The following is a 22803-nucleotide window of genomic DNA, read 5'->3' on the forward strand; positions in this document are numbered from 1 at the left end:
GCCCCCCACTACCGCGGGTGCAGGGCTGCAAGCCCTGCAAACAAAAAACCCCGCTTGCGCGGGGTTCTCTGTGGGTTGCGTGCAGCGCGAACGCTTATGGGCGACGGGCCAAGGCCTCGACGTCCTTCGCCTTCGGCAGCAGGTCCTGCTTGCTCACGCGCAGGACACCAATCGTCAGCATCGGCACCGCCACCAGGATCGAGGACAGCACCACGATCACCGCACCGATCATATGCGTCTCGGCCAGGCCTTCCATCGAGCTGCCGCCGTACAGGTACAGGGCAAGCGCGGACAGGAAGAACATCACCGCAGTGATCACCGTACGCGACAGCGTCTGGTTGATCGAACGGTTCAGCACTTCCATCGAATCCACGCGCAGGCTGCGGAAGTTCTCACGGACGCGGTCGAAAACCACGATGATGTCGTTGATCGCAAAGCCCATCACCGACAGCAGGCCGGCCAGCACGGTCAGGTCGAACTCACGGCCCAGCAGGGACACGTAAGCGACCGTCACGATCAGGTCGAACATCGCCACGATGCTGGCGGTGACCGCGAACTTCCACTCGAAGCGCACCGCGATGTAGATCAGGAAGCCGGCCAGCATGAAGATGGTGGCATACAGGCCATTCATCGCCAGGTCCTTGCCGATCTGCGGGCCCACGAACTCGTTGCGGAGCACGGTGGCCTGATTGTCGGCAGTGGACAACGCCTTCACCACGGCAGCGGCCGTGGCCTTGTCCTCGTGGGCGGCATCGCCGGTACCCGGAGCATGCTCGCCGTGCGGGGCCAGGCGGATCAGCAGGTCGGTGTTGCCGCCGACGCTCTGCACCTGGGCGCCTTCGAAGCCACTCTGCTCGAGCTTGGTGCGGACCTGCTCAACATCCACCGCCTTGTCGAAGCGGGCTTCGATCAGGGTGCCGCCGGTGAAGTCCAGTGCGTAGTTGAAGCCTTTGATGCCGATGATGGCGACCGAGGCCAGGAACACCACGATGGTGACTGCCATGGCGACATGGCGCCAGCGCATGAAGTCGATCTTGGTGTCGTTCGGGAGGATGTGCAGCGGAAACAGTTTCATTGTGCGTGTCGTCCCGTCAGATGGCCACGTTCTGGAGCTTCTTGCGGCGGCCGTAGATCAGCGTCGCCAGCGCACGCGACACGGTGATCGCGGTGAACATGGAGGCGAAAATACCGATGATCATGGTCAGCGCGAAGCCCTTCAGCGGACCGGTACCGAATGCAAACAGCGCCACGCCGACGATCAGGCCGGTCAGGTTGGCGTCGAGGATGGTGCCCGAGGCACGCTCGTAACCGGTCACGATCGCCGTCTTGCCCGGCACGCCGGCTCGCAGCTCTTCACGGATACGCTCGTTGATCAGCACGTTGGCGTCCACCGACAGGCCGACCGACAATGCCAGGCCGGCAAAGCCCGGCAGGGTCATGGTGGCACCGAACAGCGACATCACCGCCACTACGATCAGCAGGTTGAAAAGCATCGCTGCCGAGGTGATCACACCGAACATGCGGTAGTACACGCTGAAGAACACCAGGGTGAACAGGAACGCGAACACCACCGCGCGCATGCCGTTCTTGACGTTCTCGGCGCCGAGGCTCGGGCCGACCACGCGCTCCTCGACGAAGTCCATCGGCGCAGCCAGCGAACCCGACTTCAGCAGCTTGGCCAGGTCTTCGGCTTCCTTCTTCTGCAGGCCGGTGGTCTGGAAGTTCTTGCCGAACACGCCGTTGATGTTGGCCACCGAGATCACTTCCTCGTTGACCTTGAAGCCACGCACTTCCTGGCCGTCGACGACGGTTACGGTCGGCACGCGCTCGGTGTAGACCACCGCCATCGGCTTGTTCACGTTGGCGCTGGTGAAGTCGAACATGCGCTGGCCACCGACGTTGTTCAGCGTCACGCTGACGGCCGGCGAGCCGCTGTTCGAATCGGTCACCGCCTGCGCACCGACCATCTGGTCGCCGGTGACGATCACGCGCTTGTTCAGCAGGATCGGGCCGCGGCCGTCACGCTGCTGGTAGACCTTCGCTTCCGGCGGAATGCGGCCGGAGTTGATGGCGTCCTGCGCATTGCCTTCAACCACCGCACGGTACTCCAGGGTGGCGGTGGCACCGATCATGCGCTTGGCTTCGGCGGTGTCCTGCACGCCCGGCAGCTGCACGACCACACGGTCGGCACCCTGGCGCTGGATGATCGGCTCGGCCACGCCGAGCTGGTTCACGCGGTTGCGCAGGGTGTTGATGTTCTGCTCGATGGCGCCGTTGGCGATCTGCGTGATCTCGGTCTCCGGCACGGTGACCGTGATGCGGTTGCCGCTGACGTCATAGCCGAGGGTCGGCTGCGCCTTGACCAGCGCGGCGCGGGCGCGCTGCGCGGCGTCATCGCCGGCGGATGGGCTCAGGTTGGCCACGATGCTGTTATCGGCGCGGCGTTCCACCGACTGGTAGGCGATGCGCGCGTCACGCAGGGTGCTGCGCACGTCTTCGGTATAGGCATCCAGGCGCTTGTCGAGGGCAGCCTTCTGGTCGACCTGCAGCACGAAATGCACGCCGCCCTGCAGGTCCAGGCCCAGCACCATCGGGCGACCGCCGAGGTTGGCCAGCCAGTCCGGCACGGTCGAAGCCAGGTTCAGCGCCACGGTGTACTTCTCGCCGACGGTGTCACGCAGGACGTCGCTGGCAGCGGACTGCGACTTCAGGTCCGACAGGCGGACGATCAGGCTTTCCCCTTCCTTTTCGGCACCGATGGTGGCGATGCCGGCCTTTTTCAGGTCGGCCAGCACACGGTCGCGCAGCGCATCGTCGATCTGCCCGCCACGGTTGGCGGTGATCTGGATGGCCGGGTCCTTCTGGTAGATGTTGGGCAGCGCGTACAGCGCGCTGAGCGCCAGTACGATCAGGATGACGACGTACTTCCAGCGTGGAAATTCGAGCATTGCTTGGGTCCCGCGCGGCGCCATCCCCGGCGCCGCGGTTGTGCTTCGGAAAGGGAGTGGCTTACTTGGCCGAATCCAGGGTGCCGGTCGGCAGCACGCTGCCGACAGCGCCCTTCTGCACGCGGATGCGCACGTTGTCGGCCACTTCGACGGTGATGAAGTGGTCGCCAATGTCGGTGACCTTGCCGGCGATGCCGCCGTTGGTCAGCACTTCATCGCCGCGCTTGATCTTCTCCAGCATGGCCTTGTGCTCCTTCTGCCGCTTCATCTGCGGGCGGATCATCAGGAAGTACATGATGGCGATCAGGATGATCGGGAACAGCAGCGTGGTCAGGCCCATGCCCTGCGGTTGGCCGCCGGCGGCCTGGGCGTGGGCGGCGGGAATCAGGAAAGCAAGCAGGTTCATCGTTGGTCCTTTGGTTGGGCGGCGCTCCCGTCCCTTGAGGGGCGGGGGTGTCGACCGCGGATCTGGGTCAGCCTTGAAGTATGCCACGGCCCCGGGCGTTCGTCCTTGGGCCGTTCGGCAGGGGGGCGTCGGGGTTACAGCGGCGGGGCCACCGCTCCGCGTGCCGCGTAGAAGGACTCGCGGAAGGCCAGGAAGGTTCCCGCCTCGATCGCGGCACGGATGTCGGCCATGAGCTTTTCGTAATAGAACAGGTTGTGCAGGGTGCCCAGCATCGGCGCCAGCATCTCGTTGCAGCGGTCCAGGTGGCGCAGGTAGGACCTGGTGTAACCGCCGGTGCAGGCCACGCAGCCGCAGCCCGGCTCGATCGGGTCCATGTCCCGCGCGTACTGGGAATTGCGGATGCGAACGGTGCCGAACGAGGTGAAATAGTGGCCGTTGCGCGCATTACGGGTCGGCATCACGCAGTCGAACATGTCCACGCCGCGCGCCACGCCTTCGACCAGGTCCTCCGGCCGGCCCACGCCCATCAGGTAACGCGGCCGGTCGCCCGGCAGCTCCGGATCCAGGTGGTCGAGCATGGCATTGCGCTCCTGCTCCGGCTCGCCCACGGCCAGGCCGCCGATGGCGTAGCCGTCGAAGCCGATCGCCTGCAGGGCGTCGGCCGAGCGGCTGCGCAGGTCGGTGTGCACGCCCCCCTGGACGATGCCGAACAAGGCCGCGTCGTTGCCCAGCTCGTCATGCGCGTTGCGGCTGCGGTGGGCCCAGCGCAGGCTCAGCTCCATGGAACGGCGGGCAACGTCTTCGGTGGCCGGGTACGGGGTGCACTCGTCAAAGATCATCACGATGTCCGAATCGAGCACCTTCTGGATCTTCATGCTCTCCTCCGGACCGAGGAACACGCGGGCGCCGTCGGTGGGCGAGGCAAAGGTCACGCCCTGCTCGGTGATCTTGCGTCGATGGGCCAGCGAGAACACCTGGAAACCACCGGAGTCGGTCAGGATCGGGCCATCCCAGCGGCAGAAGCCGTGCAGCCCGCCGTGGTCGGCGATGATGTCCAGGCCCGGGCGCAGGTACAGGTGGAAGGTGTTGCCGAGGATGATCTCGGCGCCCAGCGCCCGCACCTGGTCCGGCAGGATGCCCTTGACCGAGCCATAGGTCCCCACCGGCATGAAGGCCGGCGTTTCCACCGTGCCACGCGGGAAGGTCAGGCGGCCACGGCGGGCACGGCCGTCGCGGGTCTGGAGCTGGAACTGCAGTCGGGACATGGAGCGGTCATTCGGGCAAATAGTTGTCTATTGTCTCCCAAGAAGACGTACGCACCAAGGTGCGCACCCACGCACCCATAAGTACCCCGGCTTCCCAGGCGCTCTGACCTCCCAAGGCGCCCTGCCCGCTCAGCCCGCCTGCGGGAACAGCAGCATCGCGTCGCCGTAGCTGAAGAAGCGGTAGCGCTGCTCGATCGCGTGCTGGTAGGCCTCGAACACGCGGTCCTTGCCTGCAAACGCCGAAATCATCATCAGCAGCGTGCTTTCGGGCAGGTGGAAATTGGTCACCATCGCGTCGACGCTGCGGATGCGGTAGCCCGGGGTGATGAAGATCTGGGTCTCGCCGGCGAACGGCAGCAGTTCGCCATCGCGCATCGCGCTTTCCAGCGCGCGCACCACGGTGGTGCCGACGCCGATCACCCGGCCGCCGGCGGCGCGCGTGCGCCGCACCTGCTGCACCAGTTCGGCGCCGACGTTCAGCCACTCGCGGTGCATCACGTGGTCCTTCAGGTCATCGGCGCGTACCGGCTGGAAGGTGCCCGCGCCCACGTGCAGGGTGACGTGGCCGAACTCCACGCCCTTGTCCTTCAGCGCCGCCAGCAGCGGTTCGTCGAAATGCAGGCCGGCGGTCGGTGCCGCCACCGCGCCTACCTCGCGCGCGAACACGGTCTGGTAGCGCTCGCGGTCGTCCACGCCCGGCTCGCGCTGGATGTAGGGCGGCAACGGCAGGCGGCCGGCATGCAGCAGCCACTGTTCCAGCGATTCCGGCACATGGAACTGCAGCACGTAGAACTCGCCATCGCGGCCCAGCACCTCGGCTTCGCCACCGGCATCCAGCGCGATGCGGCTGCCGGCCTTCGGCGACTTGCTGGCGCCGACCTGCGCACGCGCCTGCTGAGCGCCGAGCAGGCGCTCGATCAGGATCTCCACGCGGCCGCCGCTGGCCTTCTGCCCGAACAGGCGCGCCGGAATCACCCGGGTGTCATTGAACACCAGCAGGTCGCCCGGCTGCAGCAGTGACGGCAGGTCGCGCACCTGCAGGTCGGTGAAGGCACCGGGCGCCGGCGGTACCAGCAGCAGGCGGCTGGCGGAACGTTCGGCCAGGGGAGCCTGCGCGATCAGTTCAGCCGGCAGGTCGTAATGGAAATCGGACTTCTTCAAGGCGGTGGGCGGCAACAGGTCGACAATGGCGCGCATTGTACGTCCAGCGTCTGCGAGCCGGCGCACTTCGCGGCGAACGTCGCGCAAAATGCTGCTATGCAGCAGGTTTCTGCGGGGTTATCGCGCAAAAAAACAAGTGCTAGCATCGAACCGGAAGTCCGCTGCACGAGCCTGCCCCAAGCGCGCGTGATGACGCGCGTTTTGCTTTTGATGGCCCGTGCGACCCATTGTTTCAGGAGATCTGCAATGAGCTTCATCGAACGCCTCGCCCCCCTGCGCAACCAGCCCGGCACCCGCCTCACCACCGGCCTGGACGATGCCACCCTGACCGCCCTGTCCGCCAACCACCCGCAGCTGATCGCCGCAGTGGACGCCGCCGCCGAGGAGTTCGCGCGCGTGCAGGCCGACCTGGGGCCGCTGCTGGCGCAGGACGAACAGGCACAGATCGACGCGATGCAGGACGGATTCGTCAATTTCTATGCCGATGACGCGGTGACCCCCTACGTGGCGCTGGTCGCGCGCGGCCCGTGGGTGGTCACCCTGAAGGGCGCCGTGCTGTACGACGCCGGCGGCTACGGCATGCTCGGCTTCGGGCACACCCCGGACGCCGTGCTGGAAGCCATGGCGCGCCCACAGGTGATGGCCAACATCATGACCCCCAGCCTGTCGCAGCAGCGCTTCATCACCGGCCTGCGTGCCGAGATCGGCCACCGCCGTGGCGGCTGCCCGTTCGCCCGTTTCATGTGCCTGAATTCCGGCTCCGAAGCCGTTGGCCTGGCCGCGCGCATCGCCGACGTCAACGCCAAGCTGCAGACCGATCCTGGCGCACGTCACGCCGGCGCTGCGATCAAGCGCGTGGTGGTCAAGGGCAGCTTCCATGGCCGTACCGACCGCCCTGCCCTCTATTCGGATTCCAGTCGCAAGAGCTACATGCAGCACCTGGCCAGCTACCGCGGCGAGGACTCGGTGATCACCGTGGCGCCTTACGACGAGGCCGGCCTGCGCAAGGTGTTCGAGGATGCCGCACGCAACCAGTGGTTCATCGAAGCGGTGTTCCTCGAACCGGTGATGGGCGAAGGTGACCCGGGCCGTTCGGTGCCGCCGTCGTTCTATGCCGTTGCCCGTGAGCTGACCCGTGCACACGGCAGCCTGCTGCTGCTCGACTCGATCCAGGCCGGCCTGCGCGCGCATGGCGTGCTGTCGGTGGTCGATTACCCGGGCTTTGAAGGCCTTGACCCGCCGGACATGGAGACCTATTCCAAGGCGCTCAATGCCGCGCAGTACCCGCTGTCGGTGCTGGCGGTGACCGAGCATGCCGCGCAGCTGTACCGCAAGGGCATCTACGGCAACACCATGACCAGCAACCCGCGTGCGCTGGACGTGGCCTGCGCCACCCTGGCGCAGCTGACCCCGCAGGTGCGCGCCAACATCGCCGAGCGCGGTGCCGAGGCCGTGCGCAAGCTGGAACAGCTCAAGAGCGAGCTGGGTGGCCTGATCACCAAGGTGCAGGGCACCGGGCTGCTGTTCTCGTGCGAGCTGGCCCCGCAGTTCAAGTGTTACGGCGCCAACTCCACCGAGGAATGGCTGCGCCAGCACGGCATCAACGTGATTCACGGTGGTGAGAACTCGCTGCGCTTCACCCCGCACTTCGGCATGGACAGCCAGGAGCTGGACCTGCTGGTGGGCATGGTCGGCCGCGCCCTGCGTGAAGGCCCGCGCCGCGAGCAGGCTGCGGCGGCGTAAGCCGCCGCTTGCGTAGAGCCGAAGGCAGCGGCAGGAGCCGCTGCCAACGTCGCTGGCGACGGCCCGAAGGGTGCCGGCCAGGACGACCGGCATAGCCCATGCTCGGCTGGCCTTTGCCGCGATCTGAACGAAGAGCAGCCGAGCATGGCTCGGCTCTACAGAAGGGCTCATAATCCAAGGACACCCCGTCTCTGACCGCCTTGCGGTCGGTGACGGGGCGTTTTCGTTTCCGGTCAAGAGACAGAAGATCCATGAAATCGATCTGTGTGTACTGTGGTTCCAACGCTGGCAGCAAGCCGGCCTACACCGAACGCGCCATTGCCCTGGGTGATCGCATCGCCCGCGATGGCCTGCGCCTGGTGTATGGCGGCGGCAACGTTGGCCTGATGGGCACCGTGGCCAACGCCGTGCTCGCCGCTGGCGGCGAGGTGACCGGCGTGATCCCGCGCCAGCTGGCCGACTGGGAAGTGGCCCACCGCGGCCTGACAGAACTGGAGATCGTCGGCTCGATGCATGAGCGCAAGTCGCGCATGTTCGACCTCGCCGATGGCTTCGTTGCCCTGCCCGGTGGCTTCGGCACCATGGAAGAGATCTTCGAGATGCTGACCTGGCGCCAGCTGGGCATCGGCAACAAGCCGTGCGCGTTCCTCGATGTGGAAGGTTTCTACGCGCCGCTGATCGGCATGATCGACCGCATGGTGGAAGAGCGTTTCCTGCATCCGGACCAGCGCCAGGACCTCTGGTACGGCTCGGACATCGAGGAAATGCTGGTGTGGATGCAGAACTACCAGCCGGCCCAGGCCTCGAAGTGGATCGACGAGAAACGTCGCTCGGCTCTGCGCTGAAGTGAACCGTCGCGGTGGCTCACGCCAGCGTCCGCGCCCACGGTGCGGGACGGCCCAGCAGGTAGCCTTGGCCATAGTCGCAACCGAGTTCGCGCAGTGTCTGCCGCTGCGCCTCGGTCTCGATGCCTTCGCCAATGGTTTCGATGCCCAGGGTGCGGGCCAGTGACAGCACGCCTTCGACCAGCGCGCGCGTGCTCTGCACTTCCGGCCCGTGCAGGCCGGCGATGAAACTCTGGTCGATCTTCAATGTACTGATCGGGAATCGGTGCAGGTAGGACAGCGCAGAGAAGCCGGTACCAAAGTCGTCCAGCTGCACCTGGATGCCACGCTCGCGCAGGCCCTGCAGGATGCGCAGCGTGTGCGGCGCATCGTCCAGCAGCGCGACCTCGGTAATCTCCAGCCGCAGCCGGCGCGGATCGGCGCCACACGCGTCGAGCAGGCCGAACAGGCGGTCGCTGAACTCGGCCGAGCGGAAATGGCGCGGCGAAACGTTCACCGAGACATAGCTCTGCCCACCTTCGGCCAGGCGCGCGATGACCTGCTCGTAGATCAGCCAGTCGACCTGTTCGATCAGGCCACTTTCCTCTCCCAGCTCCAGGAACGCGCCGGGCAACAGCAGGCCACGACGCTCGTGCTGCCAGCGGAGCAATGCCTCATGTCCCACCACTTCGCCATCGGACAAGCGCACGATCGGTTGGAAGAACGGAACGAAATCACGGTTGTTGATCGCGCGGCGCAGATCGGCTTCCAGGTCGAGGCTGCGCATGGCCTGTTCACGCATGTCCTCGTCGAAGATCGCACAGCGGTCATGGCCCTGTGCCTTGGCCCGGTACATCGCCGCATCCGCATCACGCAGCAGTTCCTCGCCGGTACGGTAGCGCGGATTCCACAACGCGATGCCCAGGCTGCCGGACGGGAACAACTCGCGGCCGGCGATCCATATCGATTCCTGCAATGCCAGCAACAAGCGCTGGCCGAAATCCAGCGCCTGTGCCAGGCCCTGCGGGCATTGCAGCAGCACCGCGAATTCATCACCGCCCAGCCGTGCCACCACGTCATCGGCGCCGGCCATCGATACGATGCGCTTGGCCACCTCCACCAGCATGCGGTCACCCGCGGCGTGGCCGATGCTGTCGTTGACCAGCTTGAAGCGATCCAGGTCGAGGAACAGCACGGCGAACACCGGCCCACCCTCGCGCTTGGCCAGCGCCAGCGCATCCTGCAGGCGATCGAGCAGGTGCAGCCGGTTGGGCAGGCCGGTCAGCGCATCGTGCATGGCCTGATGGGTCAGGCGTTGCTCGGCCCGCAGGCGCTCGCCGATCTGGCCGAGCAGCTTCTCGTTGACCTCGGCCAGCTCACGCGTGCGTTCCTCCACGCGCTTTTCCAGTTCGGCATGCGCCAAACGCAGCCGTTGCTGGTCGCGCTGGCGCGCCAACCCGGTTCCGATGTTCTGCGCAACGAACGTCAACAGCCGCTGATCGTGCACGCTGAACGTACTGTTCTCGCTGTAACTCTGCACCACGATCGCACCGACCACCTCGTCATCGCGCAGCAGCGGCACGCCCAGCCAGCAATGCGAGCGCGCGCCGGATTCACGCACCTCGCCACTGGCCAGCAGCGCATCGATCTGGGCGCGTGAGGCCAGCAGGGGCCGCCGGTTGCGCACCACGTATTCGGTCAGGCCGCGACTGAACGGACGAGGTGCACGGCTGGCATTGTGCTCGTCCACCGAGTAGACGAAGTCCAGGCCGTTGCCGCTTCCGTTCACCAGCGCGATATAGAAGTTGCGCGCATCGAGCAGGCGCCCGACCACGCCATGCACCTGCCCGTAGAACTGGGCCAGGCTGTCGGCCGACATCGCCATTTCGGCAATGTTGTACAGCGCGGTCTGCAGTTGCTCGGCGCGCCGGCGCTCCGCCACTTCATCCTGCAGGCTGTGGTTGGCGCGCTGCAGTTCCAGCGTACGCCGCTCCACCTGTTGCTCCAGCCGGACCTGCGCCTGGCGCCGATCCATCGCAGTCTGCACGTGCTGCGCGACAAAGCCCAGCAACGCCCGCTCGGCCTCGCCATAACGGGCCGCCAGCTCATAGCTCTGCACCACGATCGCGCCGCATACCCGGCCATCGCGCAGCATCGGCACACCCAGCCAGTCCAGGCTTTCGGGGCCACGCTGCGGGTCGTGCTCCTGCTCGACCACGCGCGCCAGCAGTTCGCGCGAGGGTCCGCTGAGCGGCTTGCCATGGCGCAGCAGCGCGACGGTCAAGCTGCGCGGCATCTCGGCGGCGTCATGGCTCTGCGTCGGGTCGGCGACGAAATCGTCGACCTGGTCGGCGAAGTACAGGAAGCGGATCTGGTCACGCACATCATCGTATTCAACGATGTAGCAGTTCTCGGCATACATCAGCGTGCCGAGCACGCCGTGCACGTGACGCAGCATCTCCGACATTTCCAGATCGGCGCCGGCCAGATCGGCGATCTGGAACAGCGCCTGCTGCAACCGTTCAGCTTCTTCCAGCGCCTTGATCTGCCCGGCCTGGCGGCCACGCTGCAGTGCCAGTTCCATGGCCTGACGGGCCAGCCCCCACCACGCCGCGGAAGGCACGGCGCCTTCCACCGACAGCTGCAGGCGTGCACCGTCATGTTCCCAGCCATGGCAGCCCTCGCCGATGCCCGGCGCAGTGAACGCGCCTGCCGCCCCGTCGGCCGGCCACCCGCCCTGACCACGCCCGAGCTGCGGGTCGTCCCAGCCGACGCGGACCAAGGCCGTTTCCGGCAAAAGCGCATGCAACGCGCGCACCAGCGCCGTGCTCAGCACGGCCTCGTGTGGTGGCTCTTCCGCCGGTTCAGCATGCGTGGACAAATGACAATCTCTTGGCGCCGTCGATGCGTCGCCTCCCCTGAGCCGACGAGCATAGCGCGCCACCCGGGGGGCAATGGAAGCCCGTAAACCCCGAATCGTGCGCCCGTACGTTTTTCCTGCCGTCCGCAGCCCCTTCCGAGCCATGACCCTCGCCCTGCCCGCCCCTGCCACCGGCTATGCGCCATCGCCTGCAGGCCTTACCCTGTACGCCGTGGAAGCCAGCGCACTGCCAACCGATGAAGCCTTGATGCTGGCCTGGGCCGGCGGCGACCTGCACGCGTTCGAAAGCCTGTATGCGCGCCATCGCAAGCGACTGTTCGGTTTCCTGCTGCGCCAACTGCGCGACAACGCGCTGGCCGAGGAGATCTTCCAGGACGTTTGGCAGCGGGTGATCAGCGCCCGTGCCGGGTGGCAGCCCGAAGCAGCGTTCAGCACCTGGCTGTTCCGCATCGCCCACAACCGCCTGAACGACCATTGGCGCGCCGCCCGCCATCGCCCTGCCGCGCCGGCCGACGCCGACCTGCGCCTGGCCGCGATCGAGGACGGGCAGACCCCGGAAGCCGAGCTTTCCGAATTCGAACAACGTCGCCGCATCCAGCTGGCGATGGAGCAATTGCCGCCCGAGCAGCGCGAAGTGCTGCAACTGCGGCTGGATCAGGAACTGAGCCTGGAGGAGATCGGCCAGATCACCGGCGTAGGCCGGGAAACCGTGAAATCGCGGCTGCGCTATGCGATGGACAAGCTGCGTGCGGGATTGAACGCATGAACCGAGACGAACCGCTGACGCCGGAAGAACGCGAGCTGGCCCGGCTGCTCGGCCGTCGCGCCGAGCAGGCACCACCGGCCGCACTGGACGCCGCCATCCTGGCCGCGGCGCGTGCCGCGGTTGACGCTCCGGGTACCGATGATGCTGCCTCTCCCGAGGCGCCGCGCAAGCAGCGCACAGGCCCGCGTTGGCCAGCGGTGTTCGGCATCGCCGCTTCGATGGTGTTCGCCATCGGCATCGCCTGGCAGCTGCGTCCTGAACCGCCACCGGTTCCGGCGGGCGAGACTGCTGTTGCCGCAGCACCGGCTGCGGCAGAAGACGTCGCAGCTGCCGATCAGGCCGCTGGAAGTGGTTCAGCCGACAGCGCAGTGGCGGTTGCGGAACCAGCCGCTGCTCCGGCAGCACCCGAGTCCGCCCCTGTTTCCGCTGCCCCGGCACCGGCCATCGCGCGTGCGCACAAGCCTGCGCCGGCCAAGACCGCTGAAGCGCCGGCCCAGACTGCACGGTCCATGGCCGCGGATGCGGCCGCCGACACCTCCTTTGCGGCGCTCCCGCCCGCTCCGGCTGCAGCACCGCCAGCGCCACCTGCACCGGCCGCCTACTCGGCACCCGCACCGGCATTCGCGCCAGCAGCGTCCGGGGCAATGAAAGCACGCACGGCCGCGGCACCGGCAGCCAATGCCGCCGAGGCCGAGCGGACGCAGGCGCTGGATCGGGTGGAGATCACCTCGATGAAGCGTGAGGCGCCCAGCCGTTCCGCACCGGGCATCATGCGCCGCGGCAGCGACGCGGGCCTGAGCGCGGATGCCGTGCAGGCCGAGGTGGACGCCGACGCGCGACTGCCGCGCCGGCAGTGGCTGCAGAAGATCCGCGCGCGACGCGACGACGGCCAGCGCGATCTGGCCCGCGCCAGCCTGGAGCGCTACGTGCAGCAGTATCCGGAAGCCCGCCTGCCGCGCGACCTGCGCCCGTTACTGGACGACTGAAGCAGAACGTGACCTCCGGCGACCCCGTAGAATGACGGGAATGCTCGATACCCTCGCCCAGCCTGTCAGCCACACGCTGGAAGTCAAACACAGTCGTTTCATCGCCCATGCTGCGCCGATCGACAGCGCCGCAGCGGCCATGGCGATCCTGCAGCAGGTTGCAGCAGCCGACGCGACCCACAACTGCTGGGCCTACCGGTACGGCCAGGACTACCGCTCCAGCGATGATGGCGAGCCCGCTGGAACGGCCGGACGACCGATCCTGGCGGCAATCGATGGCCAGGGTTTCGACCGTGTGATGGTGGTGGTGACGCGCTGGTTCGGCGGCATCAAGCTGGGCGCCGGTGGACTGGTGCGCGCCTACGGTGGCGCTGCCGCCGAGTGCCTGCGCACCGCCCCCCGCCTGCCCCTGGTGGCGATGGCCCGGCTGCAGCTGCTGGCCGGCTTCGAGGACCTGGGCATCCTGCACGCCACCCTGCCCGCCTTCGGCGCCGGGAAACTCGATGAACAGTTCGATGCCAACGGCGTGTGCCTGCGGGCCGAATTGCCGGCCGATCAGGTCGATGCATTGAAAATCCGCCTGCGCGACGCCACCCGTGACCGTATCCGCATACAAGACGACAACCAGGATGACTGACAAGGACGACGCCCCTGCCTCGACCCCGCCGCTGCGCCGCCTTGGCAGCCTGCGGACGTTGTGGCCGTTCGTGCGCCGCCACAGCGGGTTGTTCACCGCCTGGCTGCTGGCCCTGGCGGTCTCTTCGGCCGCCACGCTGAGCCTGCCCCCCGCCGTGAAGCAGATGATCGACCACGGCTTCACCAGCGGTGGCCAGATCAACCGTGCCTTCGCCCTGCTGATGCTGGTGGCGGTGGTGCTGGCACTGGCGACGGCCGCACGGTTCTTCTTCGTGTCGCTGCTGGGCGAGAAGGTCGTCGCCGACCTGCGCAGCCGCCTGTATGCACACCTGATCCAGCTCGGCGCCGGTTTCCACGACCGCAGCCGCAGCGGCGAACTGGTCTCGCGCCTGACCGCCGACAGCGAACTGCTGCGCAGCGTGGTCGGCTCGACCATGTCGGTCGCCCTGCGCAGCAGCGTAACCGTGGTCGGCAGCCTGGCGATGCTGTTCGTCACCAGCCCGCGGCTGGCCGCGTGGTCACTGCTCGGCATCCCGCTGGCGGTGCTGCCGATCATCGTCGGCGCGCGCAAGCTGCGCACGGTTGCGCGCAGCAGCCAGGACCGCATCGCCGATGCCAACAGCCTGGCCAGCGAGACGCTGGGCGCCGTGCGCACGGTGCAGGCGCATGCGCGCGAGCCCTATGAGCGCGGGCGCTTTGACAAGGCGCTGGGCGATGCCATCGGTGCCGCACGCCGGCGCATCGGTGCGCAATCGCTGGTTACCGCCAGTGCCATCCTGTTGGTGTTTGGCGCCATCGTTGGCGTGCTGTGGCTGGGCGCGCACGATGTCATCGACGGCCGCCTCAGTGCCGGCACGCTGGGCCAGTTCGTGTTGTACGCGCTGATCGGCGGCGGCTCGGTGGGCGCCCTGGCCGAAGTGTGGAACGAGCTGCAGCGTGCGGCCGGTGGCATGGGCCGTATCGGCGAGCTGCTGCAGGAAGACATCGAGATCCGTGCGCCGGCGCAGCCGCACGCACTGCCGCAACCGCTACGCGGCGAAATCCAGTTCGACGACGTGGTGTTCCACTACCCGCAGCGCCCGGACCAGGCCGCGCTGGACCACTTCAACCTGCATGTCCGCCCGGGTGAGACCGTGGCCCTGGTCGGCCCGTCGGGCGCAGGCAAGAGCACGGTGCTGTCGATGCTGCTGCGCTTCCACGATCCGGCCAGCGGCCGCATCTGCGTGGATGGCATCGACGTGCGCCAGGTCGATCCGGCCGAGCTGCGCGCGCAGCTGGCACTGGTACCCCAGCAGCCGACGCTGTTCGCAGCCAGTGCACGCGACAACATCCGCTACGGCAGGCTGCAGGCCAGCGACGCCGAGGTCGAGGACGCCGCACGTGCAGCAGAGGCCGATGGCTTCCTGCGGGCATTGCCGCAAGGCTACGACAGTGAATTGGGCGAGCGCGGCGCACGCCTGTCCGGTGGCCAGCAGCAGCGCGTGGCGATCGCCCGCGCGTTGCTGAAGGATGCGCCGATCCTGCTGCTCGATGAGGCCACCAGCGCACTGGATGCGCAGAGCGAGCATGGCGTGCAGCAGGCACTTGAGCGGCTGATGGCCGGTCGCACCACGCTGGTCATCGCCCACCGCCTGGCCACCGTGCTCAAGGCCGACCGCATCGTGGTGATGGACCAGGGCCGCATCGTCGCCGAAGGTACCCATGCGCAGCTGCTGGCCGAAGGCGGACTGTACGCTGAACTGGCCCGACTGCAGTTCATCGATTGATGACGGCCGGCTAACATCGGCAAGACCAAGCTGGCCGCGCACCCGCAGTATCCGCTGAAGGAGGTACGCGATGTCGTTCCGTCAGTTCCCCGCCGTGGACAGTAATGGCGAAAGCCACATCATCATCGAATTCAAGCCCGAGGCAAATGGCAGCGGGCACCACTCCGAAGCCACGCCGCGCTATGAGCTGGATGACGGGCGCCAGCTGGTGCGCAATGGGCGTGAGTTCACCACCAGTGGTGGTGAACTGCGGTTGACGATCTGAGGTTCGCCGGGCATGGCCCGGCGCTACCGGATTTCGTATCGCCCCGCTCTGGTAGGTGTCGACCTTGGTCGACACGCTTTTTGCCAAGGGCGGTCGGGCATGGCTCGACGCTACAAAATGCGTGATCAATTTTTGACCAACCATCTTGACAGCCTTTTCTGCCAAGGCCTGAGCTAGGTTATCCACACGTTTGCTCAGGATCCATCCACACCGCCTGTGGATGAATGTGGTCAGCCGAGCACCCGCCCGATGCCGCTGGCGTCCACTTCCGCGGCCGCCCGGGTGATCGCGGCCGGATCACTGCCGGCGATGAATCCGATTCGGAAATGGACTTCGCCGCCTGGCGTGCGCGAGGAATGGATCGAAGCCAGGCTGATACGATGCTGCTCGAACACGTTCAGCAGCTCGCGCAGCGAGCCGGGCCGATCTTCCGGCAGGTGCACCGACAGCGCGTTGCGCTCGGTCAGGTCAGCCAGCAGATAGCCCACGCGTTCGAACGTGTAGTTGCCGTCCGCCAGCGCCTGCTCGCCGAAGGCAGTGCGATTGGCCGACAGCAGCTGCTCGCGGAATGCACCACGTGCACCGTCGTCACCCTGCACGACCTGCGCCTGCAATGCCTGCAGCTGGCCCACCAGCCGCTCCAGCATCGGCGCCACGTACGGGTTGCCGAACTGGATGTCTTCGTAGATCGCCGGGTTGAGCGACAGGATGCGCGAAATGATCGCCGTATCCAGCTCGAACGATGCCGAACGGTACGGCATCATCGCAGCCAGATCGCCCAGCTGCGGCTGATACTGGCGCAACACGCCGGCCTGGGCCAGATGGGTGGCATGCACCATCGCCTGCACCAGCGCCATCATCTGGTCGTGGTGCTGCGGCGTGGCCCGCACGCACTCGGCCTGCAGCGCGGCGCACAGCGTATCGACCCACGCCTGCCAAAGCTGCAGCCGCGCTTCGCAGACCACCATCACCCTGCCCTTCAGGGTCGGCGCCTTCGGCGGCGCGGTCATCGGGTGCAGGCCGACCACTTCGGCCCGCGACGCCAGCATCGCCTGCACCGGCGCCTCCTTTACCGAGGTCACATCCAGCCACAGCCTGCCCTGCTCGCGGCCCGCCGATTGCCGCACGTACTCGGCGATCAACGCCGGGGTGTGCCGGATCGGTGCCGAGAACACCAGCACATCGGCCTGCGCCAGCAGGTGTTCCGGCGTGTGCGAACCTGTGTCGGCCGGATCGTGGCCGATCACCTGCAACTGCAGCTGCTGCTGGAAGAAGTGGGTCAGCCAGCGCCCGTAGGCGCCAGCGCTGCCGATGATGCCGACCGTGCGCGGCGTGCGTGGGTCCAGGCCGCTCATGCCACGCGTTCGGCGCGGAAGCGCGTGCCTTCGGCCAGCGCCGCCGGCGCGGCGGCGACCACGTCGAATTCCTCGAAGCCGTTGTCCAGGGTCGCCTCCAGCGCCGCATGGGTGCCGGCAATCGCACGCGAAATCGCCTGCTGCATCGATTCGCCGCGCAGCAGGAACGACACCACCAGCGACATCAGCACATCGCCGGTACCCGCCACGTCCACCGGCAGCAGCGGCGAGGTCCAGCGCCAGGTTTCCTCGCGGCCGACGGCCAAGGTCACCAGTTCACCCGGGGTGCCGCCCACGCTGTGCGCGATCACCCAATGCGGGCCGCGATCCAGCAGCGTGCGCGCGGCGGCGATGGCATCGGCCTCGGCCAACGCCGGCATGCCGGTCAGGCGATTCAGTTCGAAAGCGTTCGGCGTCACCAGCCAGGCATGCGGCAACAGGCGCTCGGCGAAGATCGCTTCCAGCCCGGGTTCCACGTAGGGGCCGGTGTGCGTATCGCCAATCACCGGGTCCAGGCAATAGCGCAGCTGCGGGCAGGCCGGCAGGATCCCGTCCAGCCAGTCGGCGAAGGCGGCGCCGTTGGCGGTGCTGCCGAAGTAGCCGGAGACCAGCATCTTCGCCCGTTGTGGCAGGCCACGCTCGTGGCTGCCCAGCAGCAGGTCGGCGAACCAGTCAGCGGGCAGCACGCGGCCACGCGTGGTGTCGTAGAAAGGCGCATTGCTCAGCAGCACGGTCGGGATTTCCGCCACGCGCACGCCCAGCGCGCGCATCGGCGGTACGGCGGCGCTGTTGCCGGCGTGGCCGTAGACAAGTTGCGACTGGACCGAGATGACATCGATCGGCGACGGGCCATCCGGCCGCTGGCGGCGGCCGTGGACCATGTGGTTATCAAGGGATTCGCTCATGGCCGCATTCTACGCCCGGTGGAGTGTTCGGCAGGGCTTGCAGCCCTGCACCTGCTCAATGCAACGGCAACGGCAAGAGCCAAAGCCAGAGCGGCATTCCGTGGGATGGCGGGGCACTGTGGGTTTGCGGGGACGCCGTAAACCCGTCCATGGGGGCTTGGTCGCCGCATCCATGCGGCTCACACCCCGCAAACCCACAGTGCCCCGCCTTCGACAGATTCATGCGGCTGTTGGTGGGTGTCGACCTTGGTCGACACATCTGTCAGATATCGAATGAATTCATCCACGCATGGCATGGATCTACCGTGTCGACCAAGGTCGACACCTACCAGTGCCGGACGCTGTTCCAACAGATCGCGGAAAACCGTCGAAGGCGGGGTGGGTCCGGTGGCGGGGGCGTGAGCCGCATGGATGCGGCGACCGAGCTTACATGGACGTACTTGCAGCGGCCCCCGCCACCGGACCCACCCCGCCACCCCACGGATAGCGCGCTTCGGCTGTTGCCGTTGCCTCTGCAGGTGCAGGGCTGCAAGCCCTGCAAACCCAAACCCCTCAGTGAGCAGCAGGCCGCGACGGCGGCAGCCACGCCGCCACGATGCCGAGTAGCGGCAGGAACGCGGTCAGCTGGTAGACGTACTCAATGCTGGTCCTGTCCGCCAGCAGGCCGAGCACGGCGGCACCCAGCCCGCCCATACCGAACGCGAAACCGAAGAACAGGCCGGACACCATGCCGATGCGGTGCGGCATCATCTCCTGCGCATACACCACGATCGCCGAGAACGCCGACGACAACACGAAACCGATCAGCACGGCCAGTACCGTGGTCCAGAACAGATCCGCATGCGGCAGCATCAGCGCGAACGGGGCCACGCCCAGGATCGAGGTCCAGATGATCGGCTTGCGGCCGATCCGGTCACCCAACGGGCCACCGAGGAAGCCGCCAGCGGCGGACGCCACCAGGAACGCGAACAGGTGCAGCTGCGCCTGAGCCACCGGAATGCCGAAATGGTGGATCAGGTAGAAGGTGAAGTAGCTGCCGATGCTGGCCATGTAGAAGTACTTGCTGAAGATCAGCACCAGCAGGATCGCCAGCACCTTGGCCACCGTGCGTGGTGGATGGCGCGGCGCCATCGAGGCGGTACTGGCCGGGCGCGGCGTGCCCAGATGCAACGCGTACCAGCGGCCAACATAGGTCAGCAATGCGATGCCGATCAGGGCCGCGCCTGCGAACCACGACGCGGCATGCTGGCCGTACGGCACGATCACTGCCGCCGCAATCAGGGGGCCCAACGCGGTACCGAAATTGCCCCCCACCTGGAACACCGACTGCGCGAAGCCATGACGGCCGCCCGAGGCGAGCCGCGCGATGCGCGAGGCCTCCGGATGGAAGATCGCCGAGCCGATGCCGACCATTGCCGCTGCCAGCAGCACCATCGCGTAGTTCGGTGCGAAGCCGAGCAGCAGCATGCCGCACAAGGTCGAGGCCATGCCGATCGGTAGCGAATACGGTGCCGGGCGGCGGTCGGTGGCTACACCGATCAACGGCTGGAAGATCGACGCAGTGAGCTGATAGGTCAACGTGATCAGGCCGATCTGGGTGAAGCTGAGACTGAAGCCACCCTTGATCACCGGATAGATGGCCAGGATCAGCGACTGCATCATGTCGTTGACGACGTGCGAGGTGGAAATGGCGGCCAGCACGCCGGGGGCCGCCGGGCGTGAGGTCGTTGCGGGAGAAGCCAGGGTCGACATGGACGCAGTCAGGTTGGGGGCGAGCCCCGCATGCTACGGTTGCCCTTCCCTCCCTTCTGCCGCGTTCAGGTCATGCCCTATCGCAAAAAGGACATCGCCGGCGACGTCGATCCGGCCGCGCCCTGGCGGGAGGTTCCAGTGCACCGTCCGGTCACCTATCGGGTCACCCAGTACCCGGTGGGCACCCACATTCCCGGGCACAAGCACCAGCGCCACCAGCTGGTCTACGCCATCTCCGGCCTGATGGTTGTGCGCTCGGAAGTCGGCCGCTGGGTGGTGCCCTCGAACCGCGCGATCTGGATGCCGGCCGGCATGGTGCACGCGGTGGACTGCATCGCCGCCGTGCACATGCGCAGCCTGTACATCGACCCGTCGTTCGCCCCGCACCTGCCGGCCGAACCGTTCGCGGTGCAGGTCTCGCCCCTGCTGCGCGAGCTGCTGCAGGCCGCCACGCTGGTCAAGGGCGAGCACATCGAGGACAGCCGCGATGGCCGCGTGGTCCGCCTGCTGCTGGATGAGCTGCACCGCATGGACGTGCTGCCGTTGCACCTGCCCGCGCCAACCGACCCGCGCCTGCAGCGGATCTGCCTGCACCTGCAGAAGCACCCGGGCGATGACGCCACGCTGCAGGACTGGGCGCAGGCGCTGGAGGTGGACGTGAAAACCATCCAGCGGCATTTCGCCAACGAGCTGGGCATGACCTTCGGGCAGTGGCGGCAGCAGGCACGGCTGCTGGCCGCGATGGAACGGCTGGCGGTCGGCGACAAGGTCATCGATGTCGCGCTGGCGACGGGCTACGACAGCCCCAGCGCGTTCACCAGCATGTTCAAGCGCCAGCTGGGGCAGACACCTGCGGCGTTTTTCCGGTAACGGCATCCACGCATGGCGTGGATCCACCATCGCGGCGCATGCCCGGCGGAAACCATCGCGGATCGCAAACGAGAACGCCGGGCATGGCCCGGCGCTTCCGCTCAACGCTTCGGTTGAAAAACTCAGGACGTCATCCGGTCCCAGAAGCCTTTCACGCCGTCGATGAAGGTGGCCGACTTCGGCGAATGCTTGCGCGCTTCCTCGCCGACGAAGGTGGCTTCGAACTGCTCCAGCAGCTTGCGCTGTTCAGTGGTGAGGTTGACCGGAGTCTCCACCACCACGCGGCAATACAGGTCGCCTTCGCTGCGGCTGCGCACCGAACGCACACCCTTGCCGCGCAGGCGGAACAGCTTGCCAGTCTGGGTCTCGGCCGGAATGCGGATCTCTGCTTCGCCGCCGAGGGTAGCCACGCGCACGGTGTCACCCAGTGCCGCCTGCGAGATGCGGATTGGCACTTCGCAGTGCAGGTCGTCGCCATCGCGCTGGAAGATCGCATGCTCGCGCACGCGCACTTCCACGTACAGGTCGCCCGGCGGCGTACCGGCCGGCCCGGCTTCACCCTCGCCCTGCAGGCGGATGCGGTCACCGGTATCGACGCCCGCCGGCACCTTCACCGACAGCACCTTGTCTTCCTCGACGCGGCCGTTGCCGTGGCAGGTCTTGCAGGGCTTGGCGATGATCTGGCCTCGGCCGCCGCAGTTGTGGCAGGCCTGCTGCATGGCGAAGATGCCGCGCTGGATGCGCACCTGGCCGCGGCCATGGCACACATTGCAGGTCTCGACCTTGCCGTCCTCGGAGCCACTGCCATCGCAGTCGCCGCACTCGGCCAGGGTCGGAATCTCGATCCGGCGCTCGACGCCGCGCACGGCTTCTTCCAGGTCCAGCTCCATCACGTAGCCGATATCGGCGCCGCGACGGGCCTGGCGCGGGCCACCGCCGCCCCCGCCAAAGATGTTGCCGAAGATATCGCCGAAGATATCGTTCATGTCCGGGCCGCCCGGGCCGCCGCCGCCCATGCCGTGCTCGAACGCGGCGTGGCCGTGGCTGTCGTACATGCGGCGCTTGTTGCCGTCGGACAGCACTTCGTAGGCTTCCTTGCACTCCTTGAAGGAGGCCTCGGCCGCCGCATCACCCGGGTTGCGGTCCGGGTGGAACTTCATCGCGCAGCGACGGTAGGCCTTCTTCAGCTCGTCGTCGGTGGCGGTGCGGGCAACGCCCAGCACTTCGTAGTAATCGCGCTTGCTCATATCGAGAATCGGGTTCCGGAAAGTCGGGATTCGTCAAAGCGGAAGAGCGGAACCAGGTCCGCTCTTGCGTCGGGCGCCCCGACACGCCGGTGGGCGGTCAGGACCCTGATGCGACAACGGGACGCTGGTGGCCAGCGTCCCGCGTCGGTCCGGATCAGGACTTCTTGTCGTCCTTGACTTCGGTGAACTCAGCGTCGACCACGTCATCCTGCGCCTTGCCGGCATTGCCGGCGTCGGCACCCGGGGCACCGCCCTGGTCGGCCGAAGCAGCGGCGAACAGCGACTGGCCAGCTTCTTCCAGTGCCTTCGACTTGGCTTCGATCTGTGCCTTGTCGTCGCCCTTCATCGCGGTTTCCAGGTCGGCCAGCGCCGCCTCGACCTTGCCGATGACATCCCCGCCGACCTTGCTGCCGTGCTCGGTGATGGCGCTGCGGGTGCCGTGGATCAGGGCGTCGGCCTGGTTGCGGGCCTGCACCAGTTCCTGGAACTTCTTGTCTTCCTCGCGGTTGGCTTCCGCGTCGGCAACCATGCGCGCGATCTCTTCCTCGGACAGGCCCGAACCGGCCTTGATCTCGACCTTCTGTTCCTTGTTGGTCTTCTTGTCCTTGGCCGACACGTGCAGGATGCCGTTGGCGTCGATGTCGAAGGACACTTCCACCTGCGGCAGGCCACGCGGGGCCGGCTCGATGCCGGACAGGTCGAACTTGGCCAGCGACTTGTTGAAGCGGGCCTGTTCGCGCTCACCCTGCAGCACGTGCACGGTCACGGCCGACTGGTTGTCCTCGGCGGTGGAGAACACCTGCGAGGCCTTGGTCGGGATGGTGGTGTTCTTCTCGATGATCTTGGTGAACACGCCACCCATGGTTTCGATACCCAGCGACAGCGGGGTCACGTCCAGCAGCAGCACGTCCTTGACGTCGCCGCCCAGCACGCCGCCCTGGATCGCCGCACCCAGTGCCACGGCTTCGTCCGGGTTGACGTCCTTGCGCGGTTCCTTGCCGAAGAACTCGGTCACCGCCTGCTGCAC

The 22803-nt window shown here is 67.0% G+C and carries 19 protein-coding genes; 8 read left to right on the forward strand and 11 right to left on the reverse strand.

Annotated features, from left to right (window positions below):
• Positions 1 to 94 precede the first annotated feature (94 nt).
• The 5 genes from secF to queA all read right to left on the reverse strand — a co-directional run bounded on the left by secF (position 95) and on the right by queA (position 5816).
• The gene (gene secF, locus ACM0PK_RS20730; RefSeq protein ID WP_049413603.1) at positions 95 to 1075 is read right to left on the reverse strand and encodes a protein translocase subunit SecF; all 981 of its coding nucleotides are present in this window, start codon (positions 1073 to 1075) and stop codon (positions 95 to 97) included.
• A gap of 16 nt (positions 1076 to 1091) precedes the next feature.
• Positions 1092 to 2948, reverse strand: a complete 1857-nt coding sequence (gene secD / locus ACM0PK_RS20735; protein WP_072168294.1) for a protein translocase subunit SecD — start codon at positions 2946 to 2948, stop codon at positions 1092 to 1094.
• A gap of 61 nt (positions 2949 to 3009) precedes the next feature.
• Positions 3010 to 3354, reverse strand: coding sequence for a preprotein translocase subunit YajC (yajC, locus tag ACM0PK_RS20740; RefSeq protein WP_005416201.1), 345 nt, complete (start codon positions 3352 to 3354; stop codon positions 3010 to 3012).
• Between the two features lie 134 nt (positions 3355 to 3488).
• Entirely contained in the window at positions 3489 to 4619 is a 1131-nt protein-coding gene (tgt, locus tag ACM0PK_RS20745) for a tRNA guanosine(34) transglycosylase Tgt (protein ID WP_495498542.1), read from the reverse strand.
• Between the two features lie 129 nt (positions 4620 to 4748).
• On the reverse strand, positions 4749 to 5816 hold the full coding sequence (gene queA, locus ACM0PK_RS20750) for a tRNA preQ1(34) S-adenosylmethionine ribosyltransferase-isomerase QueA (RefSeq protein ID WP_061477925.1): 1068 nt from the start codon (positions 5814 to 5816) through the stop codon (positions 4749 to 4751).
• A gap of 210 nt (positions 5817 to 6026) precedes the next feature.
• Between queA and ACM0PK_RS20755 the strand changes: the two genes are divergently transcribed.
• Together ACM0PK_RS20755 and ACM0PK_RS20760 are read left to right on the forward strand one after the other, a co-directional pair.
• Positions 6027 to 7523 carry an aminotransferase class III-fold pyridoxal phosphate-dependent enzyme gene (locus ACM0PK_RS20755; RefSeq protein WP_414608003.1) on the forward strand — a complete coding sequence of 499 codons (1497 nt, stop codon included), beginning with the start codon at positions 6027 to 6029 and terminating at the stop codon, positions 7521 to 7523.
• A gap of 251 nt (positions 7524 to 7774) precedes the next feature.
• Positions 7775 to 8368 carry an LOG family protein gene (locus tag ACM0PK_RS20760; RefSeq protein ID WP_005416197.1) on the forward strand — a complete coding sequence of 198 codons (594 nt, stop codon included), beginning with the start codon at positions 7775 to 7777 and terminating at the stop codon, positions 8366 to 8368.
• Positions 8369 to 8387: 19 nt separating this feature from the next.
• Here ACM0PK_RS20760 and ACM0PK_RS20765 read toward each other — a convergent pair whose 3' ends face one another.
• Entirely contained in the window at positions 8388 to 11228 is a 2841-nt protein-coding gene (locus ACM0PK_RS20765; protein WP_414608002.1) for a bifunctional diguanylate cyclase/phosphodiesterase, read from the reverse strand.
• A gap of 247 nt (positions 11229 to 11475) precedes the next feature.
• Between ACM0PK_RS20765 and ACM0PK_RS20770 the strand changes: the two genes are divergently transcribed.
• From ACM0PK_RS20770 to ACM0PK_RS20790, 5 genes are all read left to right on the forward strand, one after another.
• Positions 11476 to 11994, forward strand: coding sequence for an RNA polymerase sigma factor (locus ACM0PK_RS20770; protein ID WP_229298559.1), 519 nt, complete (start codon positions 11476 to 11478; stop codon positions 11992 to 11994).
• Entirely contained in the window at positions 11991 to 12980 is a 990-nt protein-coding gene (locus ACM0PK_RS20775) for a hypothetical protein (RefSeq protein WP_414608001.1), read from the forward strand. Before ACM0PK_RS20770 ends, ACM0PK_RS20775 begins: the two co-directional genes overlap by 4 nt.
• Before the next feature lie 40 nt (positions 12981 to 13020).
• Complete coding sequence (locus tag ACM0PK_RS20780) at positions 13021 to 13617, forward strand: IMPACT family protein (RefSeq protein WP_005416193.1); 597 nt, start codon at positions 13021 to 13023, stop codon at positions 13615 to 13617.
• Complete coding sequence (locus tag ACM0PK_RS20785; RefSeq protein WP_053500873.1) at positions 13610 to 15382, forward strand: ABC transporter transmembrane domain-containing protein; 1773 nt, start codon at positions 13610 to 13612, stop codon at positions 15380 to 15382. The genes ACM0PK_RS20780 and ACM0PK_RS20785 overlap by 8 nt, the downstream gene beginning before the upstream one ends.
• 70 nt (positions 15383 to 15452) lie before the next feature.
• Positions 15453 to 15647 carry a hypothetical protein gene (locus tag ACM0PK_RS20790; protein WP_005416191.1) on the forward strand — a complete coding sequence of 65 codons (195 nt, stop codon included), beginning with the start codon at positions 15453 to 15455 and terminating at the stop codon, positions 15645 to 15647.
• 230 nt (positions 15648 to 15877) lie between these two features.
• On the opposite strand, the gene ACM0PK_RS20795 is transcribed toward ACM0PK_RS20790, so the two are convergent.
• The 3 genes from ACM0PK_RS20795 to ACM0PK_RS20805 all read right to left on the reverse strand — a co-directional run bounded on the left by ACM0PK_RS20795 (position 15878) and on the right by ACM0PK_RS20805 (position 19659).
• Positions 15878 to 17002 (reverse strand): prephenate dehydrogenase, encoded by a 1125-nt coding sequence (locus ACM0PK_RS20795; protein ID WP_414608000.1) that lies wholly within the window; start codon positions 17000 to 17002, stop codon positions 15878 to 15880.
• Complete coding sequence (pdxY, locus tag ACM0PK_RS20800; protein ID WP_414607999.1) at positions 16999 to 17907, reverse strand: pyridoxal kinase; 909 nt, start codon at positions 17905 to 17907, stop codon at positions 16999 to 17001. The genes ACM0PK_RS20795 and pdxY overlap by 4 nt, the downstream gene beginning before the upstream one ends.
• Before the next feature lie 552 nt (positions 17908 to 18459).
• Positions 18460 to 19659, reverse strand: a complete 1200-nt coding sequence (locus ACM0PK_RS20805; RefSeq protein ID WP_414607998.1) for an MFS transporter — start codon at positions 19657 to 19659, stop codon at positions 18460 to 18462.
• Positions 19660 to 19731: 72 nt separating this feature from the next.
• Between ACM0PK_RS20805 and ACM0PK_RS20810 the strand changes: the two genes are divergently transcribed.
• Positions 19732 to 20529: an AraC family transcriptional regulator gene (locus tag ACM0PK_RS20810; RefSeq protein WP_111202029.1), complete on the forward strand. Its 798-nt coding sequence runs from the start codon at positions 19732 to 19734 to the stop codon at positions 20527 to 20529.
• Between the two features lie 122 nt (positions 20530 to 20651).
• Here ACM0PK_RS20810 and dnaJ read toward each other — a convergent pair whose 3' ends face one another.
• The gene (dnaJ, locus tag ACM0PK_RS20815; RefSeq protein ID WP_072168303.1) at positions 20652 to 21776 is read right to left on the reverse strand and encodes a molecular chaperone DnaJ; all 1125 of its coding nucleotides are present in this window, start codon (positions 21774 to 21776) and stop codon (positions 20652 to 20654) included.
• A gap of 154 nt (positions 21777 to 21930) precedes the next feature.
• Positions 21931 to 22803: Hsp70 family protein (locus ACM0PK_RS20820; RefSeq protein ID WP_495498543.1), on the reverse strand; the 873-nt coding region annotated here is incomplete at its 5' end.

It is taken from the genome of Stenotrophomonas sp. FR010, assembly GCF_047520755.2.
Taxonomy (GTDB): Bacteria; Pseudomonadota; Gammaproteobacteria; order Xanthomonadales; family Xanthomonadaceae; genus Stenotrophomonas; species Stenotrophomonas sepilia.

Excerpts from the sequence above, each read along its gene's own strand:
- queA (WP_061477925.1), bottom strand. The coding sequence starts at position 5,816 with ATGCGCGCCATTGTCGACCTGTTGCCGCCCACCGCCTTGAAGAAGTCC.
- ACM0PK_RS20785 (WP_053500873.1), top strand. The coding sequence starts at position 13,610 with ATGACTGACAAGGACGACGCCCCTGCCTCGACCCCGCCGCTGCGCCGC.
- ACM0PK_RS20775 (WP_414608001.1), top strand. The coding sequence starts at position 11,991 with ATGAACCGAGACGAACCGCTGACGCCGGAAGAACGCGAGCTGGCCCGG.
- yajC (WP_005416201.1), bottom strand. The coding sequence starts at position 3,354 with ATGAACCTGCTTGCTTTCCTGATTCCCGCCGCCCACGCCCAGGCCGCC.
- ACM0PK_RS20770 (WP_229298559.1), top strand. The coding sequence starts at position 11,476 with ATGCTGGCCTGGGCCGGCGGCGACCTGCACGCGTTCGAAAGCCTGTAT.
- tgt (WP_495498542.1), bottom strand. The coding sequence starts at position 4,619 with ATGTCCCGACTGCAGTTCCAGCTCCAGACCCGCGACGGCCGTGCCCGC.
- pdxY (WP_414607999.1), bottom strand. The coding sequence starts at position 17,907 with ATGAGCGAATCCCTTGATAACCACATGGTCCACGGCCGCCGCCAGCGG.
- ACM0PK_RS20760 (WP_005416197.1), top strand. The coding sequence starts at position 7,775 with ATGAAATCGATCTGTGTGTACTGTGGTTCCAACGCTGGCAGCAAGCCG.
- ACM0PK_RS20755 (WP_414608003.1), top strand. The coding sequence starts at position 6,027 with ATGAGCTTCATCGAACGCCTCGCCCCCCTGCGCAACCAGCCCGGCACC.
- dnaJ (WP_072168303.1), bottom strand. The coding sequence starts at position 21,776 with ATGAGCAAGCGCGATTACTACGAAGTGCTGGGCGTTGCCCGCACCGCC.
- ACM0PK_RS20795 (WP_414608000.1), bottom strand. The coding sequence starts at position 17,002 with ATGAGCGGCCTGGACCCACGCACGCCGCGCACGGTCGGCATCATCGGC.
- ACM0PK_RS20810 (WP_111202029.1), top strand. The coding sequence starts at position 19,732 with ATGCCCTATCGCAAAAAGGACATCGCCGGCGACGTCGATCCGGCCGCG.
- secF (WP_049413603.1), bottom strand. The coding sequence starts at position 1,075 with ATGAAACTGTTTCCGCTGCACATCCTCCCGAACGACACCAAGATCGAC.
- ACM0PK_RS20790 (WP_005416191.1), top strand. The coding sequence starts at position 15,453 with ATGTCGTTCCGTCAGTTCCCCGCCGTGGACAGTAATGGCGAAAGCCAC.
- secD (WP_072168294.1), bottom strand. The coding sequence starts at position 2,948 with ATGCTCGAATTTCCACGCTGGAAGTACGTCGTCATCCTGATCGTACTG.
- ACM0PK_RS20780 (WP_005416193.1), top strand. The coding sequence starts at position 13,021 with ATGCTCGATACCCTCGCCCAGCCTGTCAGCCACACGCTGGAAGTCAAA.
- ACM0PK_RS20805 (WP_414607998.1), bottom strand. The coding sequence starts at position 19,659 with ATGTCGACCCTGGCTTCTCCCGCAACGACCTCACGCCCGGCGGCCCCC.